20 protein-coding genes and 1 pseudogene are annotated in these 17,157 nt (G+C 71.3%); 13 read left to right on the top strand and 8 right to left on the bottom strand.

Annotated features, from left to right (window positions below; all coding sequences use genetic code 11):
- A pseudogene (locus CCR97_RS31910) lies at nucleotides 1-304 on the bottom strand (adhesin); the annotation flags it as partial.
- On the opposite strand from CCR97_RS31910, the gene CCR97_RS32400 reads away from it, so the two are divergent.
- Complete coding sequence (locus CCR97_RS32400) at nucleotides 305-889, top strand: YadA-like family protein (RefSeq protein ID WP_338049137.1); 585 nt, start codon at nucleotides 305-307, stop codon at nucleotides 887-889.
- Nucleotides 890-917: 28 nt separating this feature from the next.
- On the opposite strand, the gene CCR97_RS25640 is transcribed toward CCR97_RS32400, so the two are convergent.
- Nucleotides 918-1,460 carry a hypothetical protein gene (locus tag CCR97_RS25640; RefSeq protein ID WP_201159999.1) on the bottom strand — a complete coding sequence of 181 codons (543 nt, stop codon included), beginning with the start codon at nucleotides 1,458-1,460 and terminating at the stop codon, nucleotides 918-920.
- A gap of 223 nt (nucleotides 1,461-1,683) precedes the next feature.
- Between CCR97_RS25640 and CCR97_RS25635 the strand changes: the two genes are divergently transcribed.
- From CCR97_RS25635 to CCR97_RS25610, 6 genes are all read left to right on the top strand, one after another.
- Entirely contained in the window at nucleotides 1,684-3,054 is a 1,371-nt protein-coding gene (locus tag CCR97_RS25635) for a glutamate--cysteine ligase (RefSeq protein WP_111358017.1), read from the top strand.
- A 29-nt stretch (nucleotides 3,055-3,083) separates the two neighbouring features.
- The gene (ybaK, locus tag CCR97_RS25630; RefSeq protein ID WP_111358016.1) at nucleotides 3,084-3,557 is read left to right on the top strand and encodes a Cys-tRNA(Pro) deacylase; all 474 of its coding nucleotides are present in this window, start codon (nucleotides 3,084-3,086) and stop codon (nucleotides 3,555-3,557) included.
- A 231-nt stretch (nucleotides 3,558-3,788) separates the two neighbouring features.
- Nucleotides 3,789-4,295 (top strand): PAN domain-containing protein, encoded by a 507-nt coding sequence (locus CCR97_RS25625; protein WP_244670663.1) that lies wholly within the window; start codon nucleotides 3,789-3,791, stop codon nucleotides 4,293-4,295.
- A gap of 83 nt (nucleotides 4,296-4,378) precedes the next feature.
- Entirely contained in the window at nucleotides 4,379-4,636 is a 258-nt protein-coding gene (locus CCR97_RS25620) for a hypothetical protein (RefSeq protein ID WP_111358014.1), read from the top strand.
- 73 nt (nucleotides 4,637-4,709) lie between these two features.
- Nucleotides 4,710-4,910, top strand: coding sequence for a hypothetical protein (locus tag CCR97_RS25615; protein ID WP_111358013.1), 201 nt, complete (start codon nucleotides 4,710-4,712; stop codon nucleotides 4,908-4,910).
- A 350-nt stretch (nucleotides 4,911-5,260) separates the two neighbouring features.
- The gene (locus tag CCR97_RS25610; RefSeq protein ID WP_111358012.1) at nucleotides 5,261-5,893 is read left to right on the top strand and encodes an NAD(P)-dependent oxidoreductase; all 633 of its coding nucleotides are present in this window, start codon (nucleotides 5,261-5,263) and stop codon (nucleotides 5,891-5,893) included.
- A gap of 37 nt (nucleotides 5,894-5,930) precedes the next feature.
- Here CCR97_RS25610 and tlpA read toward each other — a convergent pair whose 3' ends face one another.
- A complete protein-coding gene (tlpA, locus tag CCR97_RS25605) occupies nucleotides 5,931-6,605 on the bottom strand; it encodes a thiol:disulfide interchange protein TlpA (protein WP_111358011.1) in 675 nt (224 codons plus the stop codon).
- Between the two features lie 51 nt (nucleotides 6,606-6,656).
- Here tlpA and argH point away from each other — a divergent pair, with 51 nt between their 5' ends.
- On the top strand, nucleotides 6,657-8,051 hold the full coding sequence (argH, locus tag CCR97_RS25600) for an argininosuccinate lyase (protein ID WP_201159998.1): 1,395 nt from the start codon (nucleotides 6,657-6,659) through the stop codon (nucleotides 8,049-8,051).
- A gap of 158 nt (nucleotides 8,052-8,209) precedes the next feature.
- Here argH and CCR97_RS25595 read toward each other — a convergent pair whose 3' ends face one another.
- Entirely contained in the window at nucleotides 8,210-8,584 is a 375-nt protein-coding gene (locus tag CCR97_RS25595) for a hypothetical protein (protein WP_111358010.1), read from the bottom strand.
- Nucleotides 8,585-8,860: 276 nt separating this feature from the next.
- Between CCR97_RS25595 and lptM the strand changes: the two genes are divergently transcribed.
- The 5 genes from lptM (at nucleotide 8,861) to CCR97_RS25570 (ending at nucleotide 14,196) form a co-directional block, all read left to right on the top strand.
- Nucleotides 8,861-9,118 carry an LPS translocon maturation chaperone LptM gene (lptM, locus tag CCR97_RS25590; protein ID WP_245428957.1) on the top strand — a complete coding sequence of 86 codons (258 nt, stop codon included), beginning with the start codon at nucleotides 8,861-8,863 and terminating at the stop codon, nucleotides 9,116-9,118.
- Between the two features lie 115 nt (nucleotides 9,119-9,233).
- Entirely contained in the window at nucleotides 9,234-10,499 is a 1,266-nt protein-coding gene (lysA, locus tag CCR97_RS25585; protein ID WP_111358008.1) for a diaminopimelate decarboxylase, read from the top strand.
- Nucleotides 10,490-10,792 (top strand): hypothetical protein, encoded by a 303-nt coding sequence (locus CCR97_RS25580; protein WP_146618783.1) that lies wholly within the window; start codon nucleotides 10,490-10,492, stop codon nucleotides 10,790-10,792. The genes lysA and CCR97_RS25580 overlap by 10 nt, the downstream gene beginning before the upstream one ends.
- Nucleotides 10,793-10,805: 13 nt before the next feature.
- The gene (locus CCR97_RS25575; RefSeq protein ID WP_111358006.1) at nucleotides 10,806-11,414 is read left to right on the top strand and encodes a hypothetical protein; all 609 of its coding nucleotides are present in this window, start codon (nucleotides 10,806-10,808) and stop codon (nucleotides 11,412-11,414) included.
- Nucleotides 11,415-11,679: 265 nt separating this feature from the next.
- A complete protein-coding gene (locus tag CCR97_RS25570; RefSeq protein ID WP_420826103.1) occupies nucleotides 11,680-14,196 on the top strand; it encodes a TIGR02302 family protein in 2,517 nt (838 codons plus the stop codon).
- A 108-nt stretch (nucleotides 14,197-14,304) separates the two neighbouring features.
- Here CCR97_RS25570 and CCR97_RS25565 read toward each other — a convergent pair whose 3' ends face one another.
- The 4 genes from CCR97_RS25565 to CCR97_RS25550 form a co-directional block, all read right to left on the bottom strand.
- A complete protein-coding gene (locus tag CCR97_RS25565) occupies nucleotides 14,305-15,072 on the bottom strand; it encodes an SURF1 family protein (RefSeq protein WP_111357978.1) in 768 nt (255 codons plus the stop codon).
- Nucleotides 15,069-15,476 carry a DUF983 domain-containing protein gene (locus CCR97_RS25560; protein WP_111357979.1) on the bottom strand — a complete coding sequence of 136 codons (408 nt, stop codon included), beginning with the start codon at nucleotides 15,474-15,476 and terminating at the stop codon, nucleotides 15,069-15,071. Before CCR97_RS25560 ends, CCR97_RS25565 begins: the two co-directional genes overlap by 4 nt.
- 196 nt (nucleotides 15,477-15,672) lie before the next feature.
- Complete coding sequence (locus tag CCR97_RS25555) at nucleotides 15,673-16,518, bottom strand: cytochrome c oxidase subunit 3 (protein ID WP_111357980.1); 846 nt, start codon at nucleotides 16,516-16,518, stop codon at nucleotides 15,673-15,675.
- Nucleotides 16,519-16,574: 56 nt separating this feature from the next.
- The coding region (locus CCR97_RS25550; protein WP_207199584.1) for a cytochrome c oxidase assembly protein at nucleotides 16,575-17,157 on the bottom strand (583 nt) is incomplete at its 5' end.

Genomic DNA, 17,157 nt, shown 5'->3' with positions numbered 1-17,157 from the left:
CGAGGACCACGGCATTGGCGAAGCCGTTGTCGCTGGCGGCGGGGCCGATCACCACGGCGTTCGCGGCCGAGATCGCGCCGGTGCCGATGGCGATCGCGTTGGTGCCGTTCGCCTGCGCGAGGCTGCCGAGCGCCAGCCCGCCGGTGCCGTCGGCAAGCGCGCCGGCGCCCATCGCCAGGCTCGAGTCGCCGCTCGCCGTGCTGCCGGCGCCAAAGGCCGCGCTGGACACGCCCGACGCCGTGCTGGCGACACCGACCGCGACAACGGCTTCGCCAATGCCGTGGTCCTCGGCGCCGGCGCGCAAGTGGCCGCCGTCGGCAACACGGCGATCGGCAACGGCGCGATCGCGATCGGCACGAACGCCGTCGCGTTCGGCGAGGCGAGCACCGCCGCGGCGGCCGGCGCGACCGCGATCGGACGCGGAGCGAGCGTCGTGGCCGGGGCGACCAACGCGGTGGCGATCGGCCATGGATCCCTCGCGAGCGCGCCCAACACGGTGTCGTTCGGATCGCCCGGCAACGAGCGGCGCCTGACCAATGTGGCGGCCGGCGTCGCCCCGACCGACGCCGCCACGGTCGGCCAGCTGAGCAGCGTCAGCGCCGGCTTCCAGTCGCAGATCGCAGGGCTGCAGACCGAGCTGACCGCCACCCGGCGCGAGGCGCGGGCCGGCGCCGCCCTGGCGCTCGCGGCGACCGGCTTGCAGTACGATCCCCGGCCCGGCAGGGCGTCGCTCGCCGCCGCGTTCGGCCACTACAAGGACCAGGCGGGCCTGGCGGTCGGCATCGGCTACGCGGTGAGCGACCGGTTGCGCATCAACGCCGCCTTCACGGGCGCGCCCGATGTGAGCGACTACGGCGTCGTCGCCGGCGCTTCCTTTACGCTGAACTGACGGACCGAGGCCCTGACGCCGTCGACCGCTACTGCGTCCGCGTCGGCGGTCGGCCCGTCGTCCGCGGCGCCGTCGCCGGCGCGGGGGCCGGGGCGGCACCGGGGGGCGGCGGCTCGATCGAGCCGCAATTCTTGTCGACCGCGGTCTGGCGCAGGAGCTTCTGCTCGGCCCGGGCCTGGGCGAGGTCGGCCGAGTAGGCGGCGGAGCTGACCACCGCGCCGCTCGGCTCCTGGTTGGCGCGGGCGATCAGGTCGGAGAGCTGCTTCTCGCGGCCGATGGCGCCGGCGAGCCGGCCGGGAAGATCCTCGCAGCGCAGGTAGTCGTACTTGCCGGGCGCCGCGTAGAGGATGCCGAGATCGAGATTCTGGGCGCAGCCGCCGAGCAGCGGCACCGCCACGACGAGCGTCCAGCGCGCCAGCGACAGACGGACCGCCCGCGCGGCGTCGCGCAGCCGCGCGGCGCGCAGGATCCGCGGGACGCACGGGATCCGCGGGACGCACAGGAGCGCCGCCGGGCGGGTGCCGCCCGCCGACCGAGTTGACGAAGACCGGTCCTGTCTCGCACGCGCCACGTCGGTACGCCGCTCCGCTTGTCCGCCCCGCTTCGACCGGGTTCGTCTAGCACAAGTTTGGGGCGGGAAAAATTCTCGACCCGAAATGCGGTTACCCGAGAGACCGGGCGTCGCGGGGCCGGCCCGGGCCGGCCCGCAAGCCGGAAAAAGGGAGCAGCGCCGGCACGTTGCTCTTTCGCCCCGGGTGTGTAAGGTCGCCGCGCCAACCCCACCGGACCGCTCCATGGCTCGTGACGTGATCGATATGACGCCGCTCCAGTCGCGCGACGACCTCGTCGCGTGGTTCGCGGCCGGCGAGAAGCCGAAGGACAAGTTCCGGATCGGCACGGAGCACGAAAAGTTCCCGTTCACGATCGCCCGCCACGAGCCGCTGCCCTACGAGGGGCCGCGCGGCATCCGTGCCCTGCTCGAGGGCATGCAGATGATCCTCGGCTGGGAGCCGATCATGGAAGGCGAGCACATCATCGGGCTCGTCGACGTGACCAAGGGCGGCGCCATCTCGCTCGAGCCGGGGGGCCAGTTCGAGCTTTCCGGCGCTCCCGAGGTGACCATCCACCAGACCTGCTCGGAGCTGCAGGCGCATCTCGCCCAGCTGCGCGAGGTGGCAGCGCCGCTCGGCATCGGCTTTCTCGGGCTGGGCATGGCGCCGACCTGGACTCGCACCGAGATCGCCGTGATGCCGAAGGGCCGCTACCGCATCATGACGGGCTACATGCCGAAGGTCGGCAAGCTCGGCCTCGACATGATGTACCGAACCTGCACGGTGCAGACCAATCTCGACTTCTCGTCCGAAGCCGACATGGTCAAGAAGCTGCGTGTCTCGCTCGCGCTGCAGCCGGTCGCCACCGCGCTGTTCGCCAACTCGCCCTTCACCGAAGGCAAGCCGAACGGCTTTCTCTCGTTCCGCTCGGAGATCTGGCGCGACACCGACGCCGACCGCTCCGGCATGCTGCCGTGGGCGTTCGAGCCCGGCATGGGCTACGAGCGCTGGGTCGACTACGCGCTCGACGTGCCGATGTATTTCGTCAAGCGCGGCGACCGCTACATCGACGTCGCCGGGAAGTCCTTCCGCGACCTGCTCGCCGGCACGCTCGACGCGCTGCCGGGCGAGCGCGCGACGCTGTCGGACTGGGCGAACCACATCTCCACCATCTTCCCCGAGGTGCGGCTCAAGCGCTACCTGGAGATGCGCGGCTCCGACGCGGTGCCGTGGCGCAGCCTGCCGGCGCTGCCGGCCTTCTGGGTCGGCCTGCTCTACGACGACGCCAATCTCGACGCGGCTTGGGAGATCGTGAAGGGCTGGACCGCGGAGGAGCGGCAGAGCCTGCGGGACCAGGTGCCGCGGCTCGGCTTCAAGGCGACGATCGCCGGCCGCACCATCCTGGACCTGGCGCGCGAGACCGTCGCGCTCGCCCGCGCCGGCCTGGCGCGGCGCGAGAAGCAGGACTGGATGGGCCGTGACGAGACCCGCTTCCTTGCGCCGCTCGAGGACATCGTCGAACGCGGCCGCACGCCGGCCGAGGAGCTCCTGGAGAAGTTCCACGGGGCCTGGGGCGGCTCGGTCGACCCGGTGTTCAACGAATACGCCTACTGATCGGACACGCGTCGTCGGGGATCACCGCCATGGCGAAGGGAACGCCGGCCACCCAGGCGCTGCAGAAGGCCGGAATCGGCTTCTCGCTGCACGAGTACGACTACGATCCCGACGCCCCGCGCATCGGCCTGCAGGCCGCCGAGGCGCTCGGCTTCGATCCTCGCCGCGTGCTCAAGACTTTGATGGCGCGCGCCGATCGCGAGCCGGTCTGCGTCGTGCTGCCCTCCGACCGCGAGGTCTCGCTGAAGAAGCTCGCCGCCGCGGCCGGGGCCAAGCACGCCGAGATGCTGCCGCCGGCCGAGGCGGAGCGGATCACCGGCTATCACGTCGGCGGAATCTCGCCGTTCGGCCAAAGGAAACGGGTGCGGGTGTTCGTAGAGCAGGAGGCGACCGCGCATGCGACCGTCGTGCTCAACGGCGGCCGGCGCGGTCTCCAGGTCGAGCTGACGCCGGCCGATCTGATCGGCCTGCTCGGCGCGACCGTGGCGGCGCTCGCCGCCTGAGCGACGCGCGGGCGGCCGAGCGCCGCGCCGGGTGCCGCGCCCGGGTCCCGCCTGTTCGGAGGTGGGATTTTCGGATAGATCTCGCCGACCATGGTCCGGTCCACGGGCGGTCCTCGAACGAGACGACCCACGATGACGCGAGGCACAGTGTCGGACGAGTCCCGCCTCCCCGCTCCGTTGTCCCTGCTGCCTCGCCACGCTCTCCTCGTGATCGTCCTCCTGGTGACCGTCATGGCCCCCCTGCCGGCCGGATGGAGCACGGCGCACGCCCAGGTCGGCTTCGACCGCGGCGGCGCGGCCTACACGACGTTTCCGGTCCGCAGCGCCGATCCGGCCGCCTGCGCGGCGCGCTGCGAGCGCGATGCCCGCTGCCGGGCCTGGAGCTTCGCCTATCCGACCGCGGAAGGCGGCGCCGTGTGCCGCCTCAAGGCCCAGGTGGAGGCCGCCAAGGCCGATCCGTGCTGTGCCTCCGGCGTCAAGGGCGCCGGCGTCACCGAGACCAACGACGGCGGCGGCGAGGTCGGCATCGACCGCGCCGGCGGCGACTACCAGACGCTCGATCTCGCGGCCGAGGCGACCTGGCAGGTCTGCAAGGCGGCCTGCGAAGGCGAGAGCCGCTGCCGCGCCTGGACGTTCCTGCGCGCCGGCTATGTCGGCCCGACGCCGCGCTGCTACCTCAAGACCCGCATCCCGCCGCCGCGCAAGCGCCCCTGCTGCGTCTCGGGCGTGGTGAAATAGCGGATCGGCCCCGCGATCTTCGCACGCCTGGTGAGGGTTCGTTAACGCGGCGGGGCCTAGGATCCCCGCCGAGGAGCGGACCGATGGGAATCATCTCGTCGCAATTCAACTGGGTGTCGACGCCGTCCGGCTACTCGCAGGTGACCAACTGGCGGGCGAAGCAGAAGGCGTTCAACAGCAACGTGGCGTCCAATCTCGCAGCCTTCAGCGACACGCTCACCTCCGCGTCGTCGAGCTACGGCTACGGCATGTCGCAGATCGCCGCCCAGAAGGCGGCCGCCCGCGTCATGGAGGCGACGCAGGCGAAGATCACCCAGTCCAAGGTCGACATGAAGGCGTGACGGCCGGACACGCTCCGCCGCGGCGGCCCGGCCTCGACGCCGACGCCGCCCACAACGAGAAGGCAGGGACGCGATGAACACCACGGCAGTCGCGGGCGCCGCCGTCGGCGCACAGGCCGGCGAGACGCAGATCGCCATGACGGCGAAGATGATGAAGGTCAACGCCCAGCAGGAGAAGGACATCGCCGACATGGTGCAGGCGGCCGCCGACAACGGCCAGCGCCTCGCCAATGTGGCGGCCGGCGTCGGCCGCGCGCTCGACATCTCCGTTTAAGTCCCGGCCGAGCCTTTCCGGAGCCGCCCCGCCGACCTCGGCCGCGCCCACGAACGCGGCGGCCCGGATGCGGCCGCGCGCCTGATCCCTTTCGAGACATGCGTTTACGACGTCCCGCGGAGTTCGCGCGGGACGCGCGGCACGATCGTGGTCCCGTCACGCGATCTGTGCGATAGGAGAACCCGAAACGGGTGACGGGCCTCCGGCCTTCGCGGCCTCGGCCCGGGATCGGGCCGGCGTTCGCCGGCATTCGCGCCGCGGTGTGATCCGACCACCCTCCCCGTTCGTTCGCCGATGTTGACTCATTCGACGCGCGGCCCGGTCCGTCGCGTCCAAAAGGGAATTTTGGGATGGCTCGTGTCCTGATCGTCGGTGCCTCGAAGGGCATCGGCTTCGAAACCACGCTTCAGGCGCTCGCCGCCGGGCACCAGGTGCGGGCCTTCGCCCGCTCGGCGCCGCGGATCAAGGCCGATCAGCGGCTCGAGATCGTCAAGGGCAACGCCCTCAAGGCCGCCGACCTCGACGCGGCCGTCGAGGGGGTCGACGTGGTGATCCAGACGCTCGGCATCGGGCTCTCCGACATGATCGGGCCGGTGCGGCTGTTCTCCGACTCGACCCGGCATCTCGTCGCCGCCATGCAGAAGCACGGGGTGCGCCGGCTGATCTCCGTCACCGGCTTCGGGGCGGGCGAGAGCCGCAGCAGCATCAACCTGCTCCAGTACGGCCCGTTCGTGCTGGTCTTCGGCCGCGCCTACGACGACAAGAGCCGGCAGGAGAAGCTGATCAAGGAGAGCGGGCTCGACTGGACGATCGCCCGCCCCGGGGTGCTGACCAACGGTCACAAGACCCGCGAGTATCGAGTCCTCGTCGACAAGAAGGAGTGGCGCAACGGGCTCGTCTCGCGCGAGGACGTGGCCGACTTCCTGGTCCGCGAGATCGACGACCGCAGCCTGATCGGCAAGGCACCCGTGCTGATCTACTGACCGACAACCACGGGCCCGCGCTCGGCGGTGCGGTGCGTCACCGCGCCAGCGCCGCCGTCACCAGGGCGAGCGCGTCGGGGCTCGCCCATTCGGCGGGCCCCGCCAGCGTCGCCACCGTGCAGCCCGCCGGATCGACCAGCACGGTCGCCGGCAGGCCGAAGGCGCCGATCTCGCGCAGGATCTTGCCGCTCGGATCGGCGTAATAGGCGAGACCGTCGATCCCGACCTCCTTCAGCCAGGCGCGCGGCTTGTCGGGATTGCGGGTGTCGACGTTGACGGCGACCACCTCGAACGTCTCGTTCCCGGCCTGGCGCTGCAGCGCGTCGAGCGCCGGCATCTCCTTGCGGCACGGCACGCACCAGGTCGCCCACAGGTTGAGGAGCACGGTCCGGCCTCGCCAGTCGGCGAGCGTCTTTGGCGTCCCCGTTCCGTCGGTGAAGGCGAGGTGCTGCAGGGTGCGCGGCGTGTCGGCGACCGCCACGGCCGCCACCTCGCCCTTGGCGAGCGGCGCGATGCGCTTGGCGAGATCGAGCGCCGGACCGCAGGCCGCGGCCTGCGGATTGCGCCCCAAACCCGACAGGCCGTATACCGCCCCGGCACCGACCGCCACGGCGGCGCCGAGCGCGAGGGCGACGAGCATCGTCCGCCGCGACCGGCGCGGCGCGGCGGCGGCCGTGGTCTCGGGCGGGGTCGTCACGGGATCATCGGCCATGGGCGAACACTGCTTCGGACACTCTCAGGTCGGACACTTCAGGGACGCGGGATGAGCAACAAGATGTGGGGCGGCCGGTTCGAAAGCGAGCCCGCCGCGATCATGGCCGAGATCAACGCGTCGATCGACTTCGACCGTGAGCTGTACCGGCAGGACATCGCCGCGAGCAAGGCGCATGCGGGGATGCTCGCAGATCAGGGCATCATTTCGGCGGCCGACGCGGAGGCCATCGCGAAGGGGCTGGACGCCGTGCTGGCCGAGATCGAGGCGGGCACGTTCGAATTCTCGCGCGCCCTCGAAGACATCCACATGAACGTCGAGTCGCGGCTGAAGACGCTGATCGGCGAGCCGGCGGGCCGGCTGCACACCGCACGCTCGCGCAACGACCAGGTGGCGACCGACTTCAAGCTGTGGGTCCGCGACACGATCGACGGCATCGACGCGCTGCTCGCCGACTATCAGCAGGCGCTCGCCGAGAAGGCGCTGGCGCATGCCGACACCGTGATGCCGGGCTTCACCCATCTGCAGACCGCGCAGCCGGTCACCTTCGGCCACCATCTGCTCGCCTATGTCGAGATGGCCGGACGCGACCGCGGCCGCTTCGCCGACGCGCGCGCGCGGCTGAACGAATGCCCGCTCGGCTCGGCCGCGCTGGCCGGCACGTCGTTCCCGCTCGACCGTCACAAGACCGCGGCGGCGCTCGGTTTTTCGCGGCCCACCGCGAACTCGCTCGATGCCGTGTCGGATCGCGACTTCGTGCTGGAAACCCTCGCGGCCGCGGCGATCACGTCCGTGCATCTGTCGCGTTTCGCCGAAGAGATCGTGATCTGGACGTCGCCCCTGGTCGGCTTCCTGAAGCTCACCGACGCCTTCACGACCGGCTCGTCGATCATGCCGCAGAAGCGCAACCCGGACGCCGCCGAGCTGGTGCGGGCCAAGACCGGCCGCATCTGCGGGTCGCTGATCGCGCTCCTGATGGTGATGAAGGGGCTGCCGCTCGCCTATCAGAAGGACATGCAGGAGGACAAGGAAGGCGCCATGGACGCCTTCGCGGCGCTCGAGCTGTCGCTCGTCGCCATGGCCGGCATGGTGCGCGACATGACTCCCGACACGGCCCGCATGCGGGCGGCTGCCGGCAGCGGCTACGCCACCGCGACCGACCTGGCCGACTGGCTGGTGCGGATCCTCGGCATGCCGTTCCGCGACGCCCACCACGTCACCGGCCGGATCGTCCAGGCCGCCGAGAAGGCCGGCGTCGACATCGCCGAGTTGCCGCTCGCGACCATGCAGGGCGTCGAGCCGCGCATCACCGCGGCGGTGTTCGACGTGCTGACCGTCGACAGCGCAGTGAAGAGCCGCGCCAGCTACGGCGGCACGGCGCCCGCCAATGTCCGGGCGCAGGCCGAGACGTGGCTGGCACGGCTCGGGACCGAGGCTGCGCGATGACCTCGGACCGTCGACCGTCCCCGAACGCCCGGTTCTGAAGACGCCGAGGCCGGCACCCGGATCGCTCCGGGGCCGGCCTCGCGTCGGCTGTCGTGATCGGGGCAACGCCGGCAGCGAACGCCCGTCGAGGGCGTCGCGCCATGCGCCGATCAGCGCGATCAGTTGCCGCCGATGTTGCCCTTCGGACCCGGATTCGGCACGGCGCTCGGCGCGTTCGAGCCGCGGGCCCCGAGGTTCTCGGCCGGGACGCCGCTCGACGTCGGCGGCATGGTGCTCGGACGCCGCGAATCGCCGAGCGAGTCGGCCCCGCCGGCGCCGGTGGTGCCCATCGGGGCGCCCGGTGCCATGCCCGGCTGACCGACGCCTCCGGTCGCGCCGCTGGTGCCGATATTGCCCTTCGGCGGGACGTTGTTCGGGGTCTCGGTGCCGGTCGGGTTGGCCGGATTGCCGGTCTGGGCGAACGCCGGCATGGCGAGGGCGGTGACGCCCAGGGCCAGCACCCCGGCGCGGAACAGCTTGGTGGTCGACGGCATTTGGTTGCCTCCTCAAGAGCTTACAGGGTCGAAGCGGTTGCGGAGGGACAACCGCAGGCCGCCGAGGCGGTTCCGGCACCGGGTGTCGCGGGCCGGGCTGATGCACGGATCACACGGTCGCGGCGAAAAGCACATCGGCCACCCGAAAAGGCCCAATTTGGCGTCCACTTGCTGTAGGGTCGAGCGTGGTGACCGGCGTCCGCCGGCGCGCGGCCGTGGCCGCGCGGATGGAATGGCTCGTCGCACGGAGTGGGTTCGATGGGGGGCGACAGGCTCGTGAGCCGTACGCGCGTGATCAGGGTGCTGACGATCGTGGCCTTGGCCGGAGCACTCGGCCTGACCGGCTGCGGCCGCAAGAGCGCGCTCGACCCCCCGCCCTCCGCCCAGGCCGCGCCGGCGCCTCCGGCCGAGCAGCAGCAGCAGGGATGGCGGTCGCCGTCCGGCCTGATGCCGGACCTGACGCCGCAGCAGCAGCAAATGACGCTGCCGCCGGCGAAGGACCGGCGTTTCCCGCTCGACCCGCTTCTCAACTGAGCTGCTTTGTCCTAAACGCTGCCGCTGCGCCTGCACGTCGCGACACCCGCTCCGGCCCGCCGGAGGGGCGCGGCGACATCATGCTGCGCCGAGCCCGCTCCCGTCCGAGGCGCCCATGCACCATTTCCAGTATCGCGACGGCGTGCTGCACGCCGAGGCGGTCGATCTCGTCCGCATCGCCGAGGCTATCGGAACGCCGTTCTACTGCTACTCGACGGCCACGCTGACCCGGCACTACCGGGTGTTCGCCGAGGCCTTCGCCGACGTTCCGGCGACCATCTGCTACGCCATGAAGGCGAACTCCAACCAGGCCGTGATCCGCACGCTGGCCGCCCTCGGCGCCGGCGCCGACGTGGTCTCGGGCGGCGAGCTGAAGCGCGCGCTGGCGGCCGGCATCCCGCCGGACAAGATCATGTTCTCGGGCGTCGGCAAGACCGCGGAGGAACTCGCGCTCGCCGTCGATACCGGCATCCTATGCGTCAATGTCGAGTCCGAGCCCGAGCTGGAGCTGCTGTCCGCCATCGCCGCGGCGAAGGGCACGCGGGCCGGCATCTCGCTGCGCGTCAACCCCGACGTCGACGCCGGCACGCACGAGAAGATCTCGACCGGCAAGGCCGAGAACAAGTTCGGCATCCCGATCTCTCGCGCCCGCGAGGTCTACGCCCGGGCGGCCGCACTGCCGGGCGTCCACGTCGAGGGCGTCGACATGCATATCGGAAGCCAGATCACGGCGCTCGGCCCGTTCCGCGACGCCTTCGCGCTCCTGGCCGACTTCGTCCGCACCCTGCGGTCCGACGGGCACGCGATCACGCATATCGACTTCGGCGGCGGGCTCGGCATTCCCTACGACGAGAGCGACGACGAGCCGCCGCATCCGGAGGCCTATGCGGCCGTGGTGAAGGAGGCGACCCGCGACCTCGGCTGCCGGCTGCTGTTCGAGCCGGGCCGGCTCCTGGTCGGCAATGCCGGCATCCTGGTGACCCGGGTGATCTACGTGAAGCGCGGCGAGGCGAAGACCTTCGTGATCGTCGACGCCGCCATGAACGACCTGGTGCGCCCGACCCTCTACGACGCGTTCCACGCGCTCCGCCCGGTCGTCGTCCCGGCCGCGGGGACGCCGCAGATCGTCGCCGACGTGGTCGGCCCGGTCTGCGAGTCCGGCGACTTCCTGGCGCTCGACCGCACCCTGCCCGAGCCGAAGCCGGGCGACCTGATCGCCGTGATGTCGGCCGGCGCCTACGGGGCCGTGCAGGCCGGCACCTACAACACCCGACCGCTGGTCCCGGAGGTGCTGGTGAACGGCGCCGACTGGGCCGTGGTGCGCCCCCGCCCGTCGATCGCGGACATCATCGCGCTGGACCGGATGCCCGGGTGGTTGTGACGCCCGATGACGTTGTATTTTTCGATCGGCTCGCCGATACTTTCGCCATGACGAAAGCGAGTTCTGCCAAGCCGTACGGGCCCAGTGCGGGGAAGAAGCGGCCGGCGACCGCCACGGCGCCGAAACGTGCGGCCGCGTCGAAGCCGGCGCTGAAGAACACCCGGACGAAAAAGTACGAGATCATCGGCAAGACTCGCGACGGCGTCTCGATTCTCGGCCCCGTCGTCGACCCCACTCATTTCACGCCCGCCGAGATCCGGCGAACCATTCGCCAGGTGCTCGGTAAGGAATAGCGCGAGGATCCGGATGGCCTCGACCAACCGGAATGTCTTCATCAATTGTCCTTTCGACGCCGCTTATCGTGATCTTTTTCGGGCGACGATTTTCACGGTCAAGCGATCCGGGTTCCAACCCCGGTGCGCCCTGGAAGTCGACGACGCCTCAGAGAACCGCCTTGAGAAAATCTGCAAGATCATAGCCGAGTGCCGATACGGCGTTCACGACATCTCACGGACCAGCCTGGATCGAAGCAGCAGACTTCCCCGCTTCAACATGCCATTGGAGCTGGGGCTCTTCATCGGAGCCAAGAAGTTCGGCGAGGACCAGGGCGCGAAACGCTGCACGATCTTCGATACGGAACGATATCGCTACCAGAAGTTCGTTTCCGACATCGCCGGCCAGGACATCCATGCTCACGGAAACGACCCCAGACGATTGATCGTGGAACTGGCGGGGTGGCTCCGCGATCAAAGCCGGGACACGAAAGTCCCCGGCGGGCGCGCGATCGCCGTCGAGTTCACCAGGTTTCTGCGGTGGTTGCCGACCATCTGCCGCCGGCGTCGTCTCGTCCCGGACGAACTGACCTTTGGCGATCTTGCGCAACTCGTGGCCGCCTACATTGCCGAAACAGCTTGAGGCGCACCCTTCCCGGCGCGGAACTTGCCTGACCGTGCTCGGCAAAGCCTGACAATGGCGTGATCGGCCGCCTGGTCCGACGCATTTCGGCCGTGCCGGCATGCCAGGACCGACCGTCGCGTGTTATAGCCGAATGGCGACACCCCCGGAGAGCCGCTTGAGCGACCAGACCCGCGCCCCCGAGAAGCCCGCGCCCCACAGGTCCGCGACAGACAAGCCCGCGTCCACCGCGTCTGCCTCGACCGATGTGCTCGGCGCGGCGCTGATGCGGGCCCGCTGGGTGGTGTTCTGGGAGCGGTTGTGGCCGGGCCTCGCCCTCGTCGCGACCGTTCTGGGCGGCTTCGTCGCCGCCTCCTGGCTCGGGCTGTGGCTGTGGCTGCCGCCGGTCGGCCGGGCGGTCGGGCTCCTCGCGTTCGCGGGCCTGCTGATCGCCGCCCTGGTGCCGCTGGTGCGGCTGCGCTTCCCGGGGCGGACGACCGGGCTGTCCCGGCTCGACCGCGATTCGGGCCTCGTCCACCGGCCGGCGACCGCCGCGGTCGACACCATCGCCACCCCGGCCGAGGATCCCTGGGCGCTGGCGCTGTGGCGCGCCCATGTCGAGCGGTCGCTCGCCGCCGCCCGGTCTCTCAAGGTCGGCCTGCCGGCGCCGCGGCTCGCGGCGCGTGACCCGGTCGCGGTGCGCATGCTGGTGCTGCTGCTCGTCGCCGTGTCCTTCGTCTCGGCCGGAGGCGACCGGATGCGGCGGATCGCCGCGGCATTCGACTGGCACAGTGCCGTCGTCCCGACCAACTACCGGCTCGACGCCTGGGTGTCGCCGCCCGTCTACACGGGCCGGGCGCCCGTCATCCTGCCCGGCGTCCGCCCCGGCGAGACGGCTCAGGCCGGCATCCCGGCTGCCGTGACGGTTCCGGCCGGCAGCGTCCTGGTGATTCGGGCGAGCGGCCAGTCCGGGCTCGACGTCTCGGTGACGGGCGGGCTCGTCGAGGCGGCGCCCGACGCCGCCGTGAAGCCCCCGGCCGGCGCCGAGGAGCGACGCTTCACCGTGAAGGAGCGCGGCACCGCGACGGTGCGGGGCACCGGCCACGACCTCGCCTGGAGCTTCGTCGCGACGCCCGACCGGGCGCCGACCATCGCGCTCACCAAGGATCCAGAGCCGCAGGCGCGCGGCGCCCTGCAGCTCACCTACAAGGTCGACGACGACTACGGGGTGGTGGAGGCGCGCGCCACCGTCGCGGCGAAGCCGCCGGCCGCCCAGCCGGGCGTGTCCACCCCGCCCGACGCCGCCCCGCGGCCGCTGTTCGACCCGCCGGAGACGCCCCTGTCGCTGCCGCAGGCCCGCACCCGCGCGGGGGTCGGCCAGACCACCAAGGACTTCACCGAGAACCCGTGGGCCGGCGCCGAGGTGACGCTCACCCTCACGGCCAAGGACGAGGCGGGCAACGAGGGCCGCAGCGCGCCCATCGATCTGCGGCTGCCGGAGCGACTGTTCGTCAAGCCGCTCGCCCGCGCCCTGATCGAGCAGCGCCGCATCCTGGCGCTCGACGCCGATCGCCGCGACACCGTCGCGGTGGCCCTCGACGCACTCGCCATCGCGCCCGACCGCTTCACGCCCGAGGCCGGCACCTATGTCGGCCTGCGCTCGATCTTCTACACGCTGGTCCGCGCCAAGTCCGACGAGCAGCTCCGCGACGTCGTCCGCGAGCTGTGGGCGATGGCGACGCAGATCGAGGACGGCACCGTCTCCGACGCCGAGCAGCGACTGCGCAACGCCCAGGAGGCGCTGCGCCAGGCGCTGGAGCGTGGCGCCAGCGAGGAGGAGATCAAGAAGCTGATGGAGGAGCTGCGCGCCGCCATGCAGCAGTTCATGCAGGCGCTCGCCGAGGAGCTCCGCAAGAACCCGCAGATGGCGCGGCCGCTCGACCGCAACACCCGAGAGCTTCGCTCGCAGGATCTGCAGAGCATGCTCGACCGGCTGGAGCAGCTCGCCCGCTCCGGCGCCCGCGACGCCGCCCGCGCGCTGCTCGACCAGCTCCAGTCCATGATGGAGAACCTGCAGATGGCCCGCCCCGGCCAGCAGGGCGACATGGACGACGAGATGATGCAGGCGCTCGACGAGCTCGGCGACATGATCCGCAAGCAGCAGCAGCTGCGGGACCGCACCTTCCAGCAGGGGCAGGACCAGCGCGGGCAGCGGGGCCAGCGCGGCCGCCGCGGCCAGCCGCCGGAGGGCGAGCAGCCGGGCGATCCGGGCGACTACAGCCAGCTCCAGCAGAACCAGCAGGCGCTGCGCGACCAGCTCAAGAAGCTGATGGAGCAGCTCAAGCAGAAGGGCTTCGGCCAGCCGCAGGACGGCAAGGGCGACCAGGGCGGCGATCAGCCCGGCGGCGACCAGTTCGGCCGCGCCGAGGAGTCGATGGGCGACGCCACCGGCGAGCTCGGCCAGGGCAATGCCGACGGCGCCGTCGACAGCCAGGGCCGCGCCCTCGACGCGCTCCGCAAGGGCGCCCAGGGGCTCGCCCAGCAGCTCCAGCAGCAGATGGGCCAGGGGCCGGGTCCCGGCCAGCCGGGCCGCGGCCAGGCGCGGGCCCAGCAGGACACCGATCCGCTCGGCCGGCCGTTGCGCGGCCGTGACTACGGCGACGACACCACCGTGAAGGTGCCGGGCGAGATCGACGTGCAGCGCGCGCGGCGAATCCTCGAGGAGCTGCGCCGCCGCTTCGCCGACCCGCTGCGGCCGCCCGTGGAACTCGACTACATCGAGCGGCTCCTGAAGGATTTTTAGGCGGCACCGACCCGGTAGAGCGGGCCTGCGCCGCAGGCCCGCGCCGTCCCCTCGATCTCCAGGGGTGCAGACCCGCGTGGGCAACGGCGCGACGCGCCGATGCCCACCCTACTGGCTATCGGCTTTCCGCCGTCCGAACGCCCACACGAAAAAGATGGCGGCGAGCGCTAGGGCCAAGCTGAACCAGGTGATGGCGTATTGCAGGTGGTTGTCGGGCAGGTTCGGCCGCAGCAGCACGGGGCGCGGCAGGCCGCCGGGCGGCGCCGGCGTCTCCAGGTCGAGATAGAAGGCCGGAATGGTGAGGCCCTTCACGGCGGCGATCGCCGCCGGATCGCGGGCGAACCAGATGTTGCGGCCGGGATCGTCGGCGGGCGCGAAGGTCGGCCGGGCCTCCGGCCAGCGCAGCAGCGCGACGATCTCGACCGGACCCATCACCTGGCCGGCGGCCCGCGTCTCCGGCGCCTTGTCGGCGTCGGGGACGAAGCCGCGGTCGACCAATACGGTTTCGCCGCCGGCGAGCACGAGCGGCGTGAACACCCGGTAGCCCAGGCCGGTCGGCGCCGTGCGGGAGCCGGAGCCGATCGCGTAGACCAGCGCCTCCTTGTCGTGCCGGAACGTGCCGGAGACCCGCACGCGGCGGAACTCGTTCGCCTCGCGCGAGAGCCCGGGCCACGCCGCCGGCGGCGGCAGGGGAACGGGGTCGGCAGCGAGCCGCTCGGTCAGCGTCGCGATCAAGGCGCGCTTCCACGCCATCCGCTCGAGCTGCCAGACGCCGAGCCCGATCAGGATCGCGACGCCGACGAGCGACACCAAGCCCGGCACCAGCAGCCGCCGCAGCGGCGAGGGCGCGGGAAGCGCGGTGGAGCGCGCCGTCACGACGCGTCTCCGGGGCCGAACCGCCCCTCCTCCGCCTTGTGGCGATACTGCAGCGCGATCATCAGCCCCTTGGACGGGCGCAACGGCGCCAGCGTGGTGATCAGGATCAAGGGCAGCCACAGCACGGCGTGCAGCCAGAACGGCGGCTGATACACGATCTCGGTGATCAGCGCGGCGGCGACGACGACGAAGCCCGAGAACGACATCACGAAGAAGGCCGGCCCGTCACCCGAGTCGATGAAGGCGAGGTCGAGCCCGCACACCTCGCAACGCGGCCGCACCGTGAGGAAGCCGGAGAACAGATGTCCCTCGCCGCAGCGCGGGCAGCGGCCGCGCAGGCCCGCCGCCAGCGGATTCGTGACGGCCGGGTGCACGTGCTGCGGAGGGTCGGTGCGCTGGTCCATTCCGGTCATACTGTTCCGGTTGATAAGCCCTCTGTCATTCGCGGGCGCAGCGAAGCTGCGAACCGGGAATCCAGCGGCAAGTTCTGTAGTCGGGGTCGGATTCCGGGTTCGGCGCGGAGCCTGTCGTCGGGCCGGCCGAAGGCCGGACCCGATGGCGCCGCCCCGGAATGACCACCCGAATGAGATGCCATCCGGGTCAATGCGCGGCCGCCGCGCCCGCTCCCCACACATAGATGCAGGCGAACAGGAACAGCCACACCACGTCGACGAAGTGCCAGTACCAGGCGGCGAACTCGAAGCCGAGATGCTGGGTCGGCGTGAAGTGGCCGGCCAGCGCCCGGAACAGGCAGACGATCAGGAAGATCGTGCCGATGATCACGTGGGCGCCGTGGAAGCCGGTCGCCATGAAGAACGTCGCGCCGTAGATGTTGCCCGAGAAGGCGAAGTGGGCGTGCGCGTACTCGAAGCCCTGTACCATCGTGAAGGTGAGGCCGAGCGCGACCGTGCAGATCAGGCCCCACTTGAGACCCTCGCGGTCGCCGTGCAGGAGCGCGTGGTGGGCCCAGGTCACGGTCGTGCCCGAGGTGAGCAGGATGAGCGTGTTGAGGAGCGGCAGGTGCCAGGGGTCGAAGGTCTCGATGCCCTTCGGCGGCCACACCCCGCCGAGCAGCTCGGTGCGGGCCACCATGTTGGCCTGGTCGGGGAACAGCGCGACCGTGAAGTAGGCCCAGAACCAGGCGACGAAGAACATCACCTCGGAGGCGATGAACAGGATCATGCCGTAGCGGTGCGAGATCTGCACCACCTTGGAGTGGAAGCCGCCGTGCTCGGCCTCCCTGATCACGTCGCGCCACCAGCCGGCCATCACGGCGAGCACGCCGGCGGCCCCGACCGCGAACACCCACGGCGCCGCGGCAAAGGAGTTGTGCATCCAGAAGATGGCGCCGACCGCCATGACGAAGGCGGCGAGCGAGCCGAGCGCCGGCCACGGGCTCGGATCGACCAGGTGATAGTCGTGCTGCTTGGCGTGGGCCTCGGCCATGGTGGTCTCCGTCGGTCGTGCGGGGGCCGCGGCGCATCGCGCGCGCGGATCGTCGGTCAGGAGCCGCTCGCGCGCGCCGTCGCCGGCGTGCGGGTCGGGTAGAACGTGTAGGACAGCGTGATGGTGTCGAGATCGTCCTGGTCGGCGTCGGCGGCGAGCTTGGGATCGACGAAGAACACCACCGCCATCTCGCGCCGCTCGCCCGGCTTGAACACCTGCTCGGTGAAGCAGAAGCACTCGATCTTGGAGAAGTACGCGCCCGTGGTGGTCGGCGCGACGTTGTAGGAGGCGGTGCCCGTCGTCTCGCGCGCCGCCAGATTGGTGACGGCGTAGTAGATGGTGACCACCTCGCCGAGCTTCACCTCGACCTTGGTCTGCTCCGGCTCGAACCGCCACGGCAGCCCACGGGCGATGTTGGCGTCGAACCGCACCGTGATGCGGCGGTCGAGAATCGCGTGCGGCGCCGCGGCGGCGACCTGCGTGGTGCCCCCGAAGCCGGTGACGCGGCAGAACCAGTCGTAGAGCGGCACGGCCGCGTACGCCGCCCCGACCATCAGGCCGACGAAGACGCCGCAGGCGAGCGCCACGCCGACGTCGCGCCGGCTCGCCGCCCGTTGGGGGGCGGCGTCCGGGGCGGGC

It is taken from the genome of Rhodoplanes elegans (assembly GCF_016653355.1).
GTDB classification, from domain to species: domain Bacteria; phylum Pseudomonadota; class Alphaproteobacteria; order Rhizobiales; family Xanthobacteraceae; genus Rhodoplanes; species Rhodoplanes elegans.
The sequence above is the reverse complement of the archived record's forward strand: the minus strand, read 5'-3'. Positions and strand labels throughout refer to the sequence as shown.

What these genes read in the sequence shown, in the direction of transcription:
- CCR97_RS25635 (WP_111358017.1), top strand. Translation starts at nt 1,684, where the DNA reads ATGGCTCGTGACGTGATCGATATGACGCCGCTCCAGTCGCGCGACGAC.
- ybaK (WP_111358016.1), top strand. Translation starts at nt 3,084, where the DNA reads ATGGCGAAGGGAACGCCGGCCACCCAGGCGCTGCAGAAGGCCGGAATC.
- CCR97_RS25625 (WP_244670663.1), top strand. Translation starts at nt 3,789, where the DNA reads ATGGCCCCCCTGCCGGCCGGATGGAGCACGGCGCACGCCCAGGTCGGC.
- CCR97_RS25620 (WP_111358014.1), top strand. Translation starts at nt 4,379, where the DNA reads ATGGGAATCATCTCGTCGCAATTCAACTGGGTGTCGACGCCGTCCGGC.
- CCR97_RS25615 (WP_111358013.1), top strand. Translation starts at nt 4,710, where the DNA reads ATGAACACCACGGCAGTCGCGGGCGCCGCCGTCGGCGCACAGGCCGGC.
- CCR97_RS25610 (WP_111358012.1), top strand. Translation starts at nt 5,261, where the DNA reads ATGGCTCGTGTCCTGATCGTCGGTGCCTCGAAGGGCATCGGCTTCGAA.
- tlpA (WP_111358011.1), bottom strand. Translation starts at nt 6,605, where the DNA reads ATGGCCGATGATCCCGTGACGACCCCGCCCGAGACCACGGCCGCCGCC.
- argH (WP_201159998.1), top strand. Translation starts at nt 6,657, where the DNA reads ATGAGCAACAAGATGTGGGGCGGCCGGTTCGAAAGCGAGCCCGCCGCG.
- CCR97_RS25595 (WP_111358010.1), bottom strand. Translation starts at nt 8,584, where the DNA reads ATGCCGTCGACCACCAAGCTGTTCCGCGCCGGGGTGCTGGCCCTGGGC.
- lysA (WP_111358008.1), top strand. Translation starts at nt 9,234, where the DNA reads ATGCACCATTTCCAGTATCGCGACGGCGTGCTGCACGCCGAGGCGGTC.
- CCR97_RS25575 (WP_111358006.1), top strand. Translation starts at nt 10,806, where the DNA reads ATGGCCTCGACCAACCGGAATGTCTTCATCAATTGTCCTTTCGACGCC.
- CCR97_RS25570 (WP_420826103.1), top strand. Translation starts at nt 11,680, where the DNA reads ATGCGGGCCCGCTGGGTGGTGTTCTGGGAGCGGTTGTGGCCGGGCCTC.
- CCR97_RS25560 (WP_111357979.1), bottom strand. Translation starts at nt 15,476, where the DNA reads ATGGACCAGCGCACCGACCCTCCGCAGCACGTGCACCCGGCCGTCACG.
- CCR97_RS25555 (WP_111357980.1), bottom strand. Translation starts at nt 16,518, where the DNA reads ATGGCCGAGGCCCACGCCAAGCAGCACGACTATCACCTGGTCGATCCG.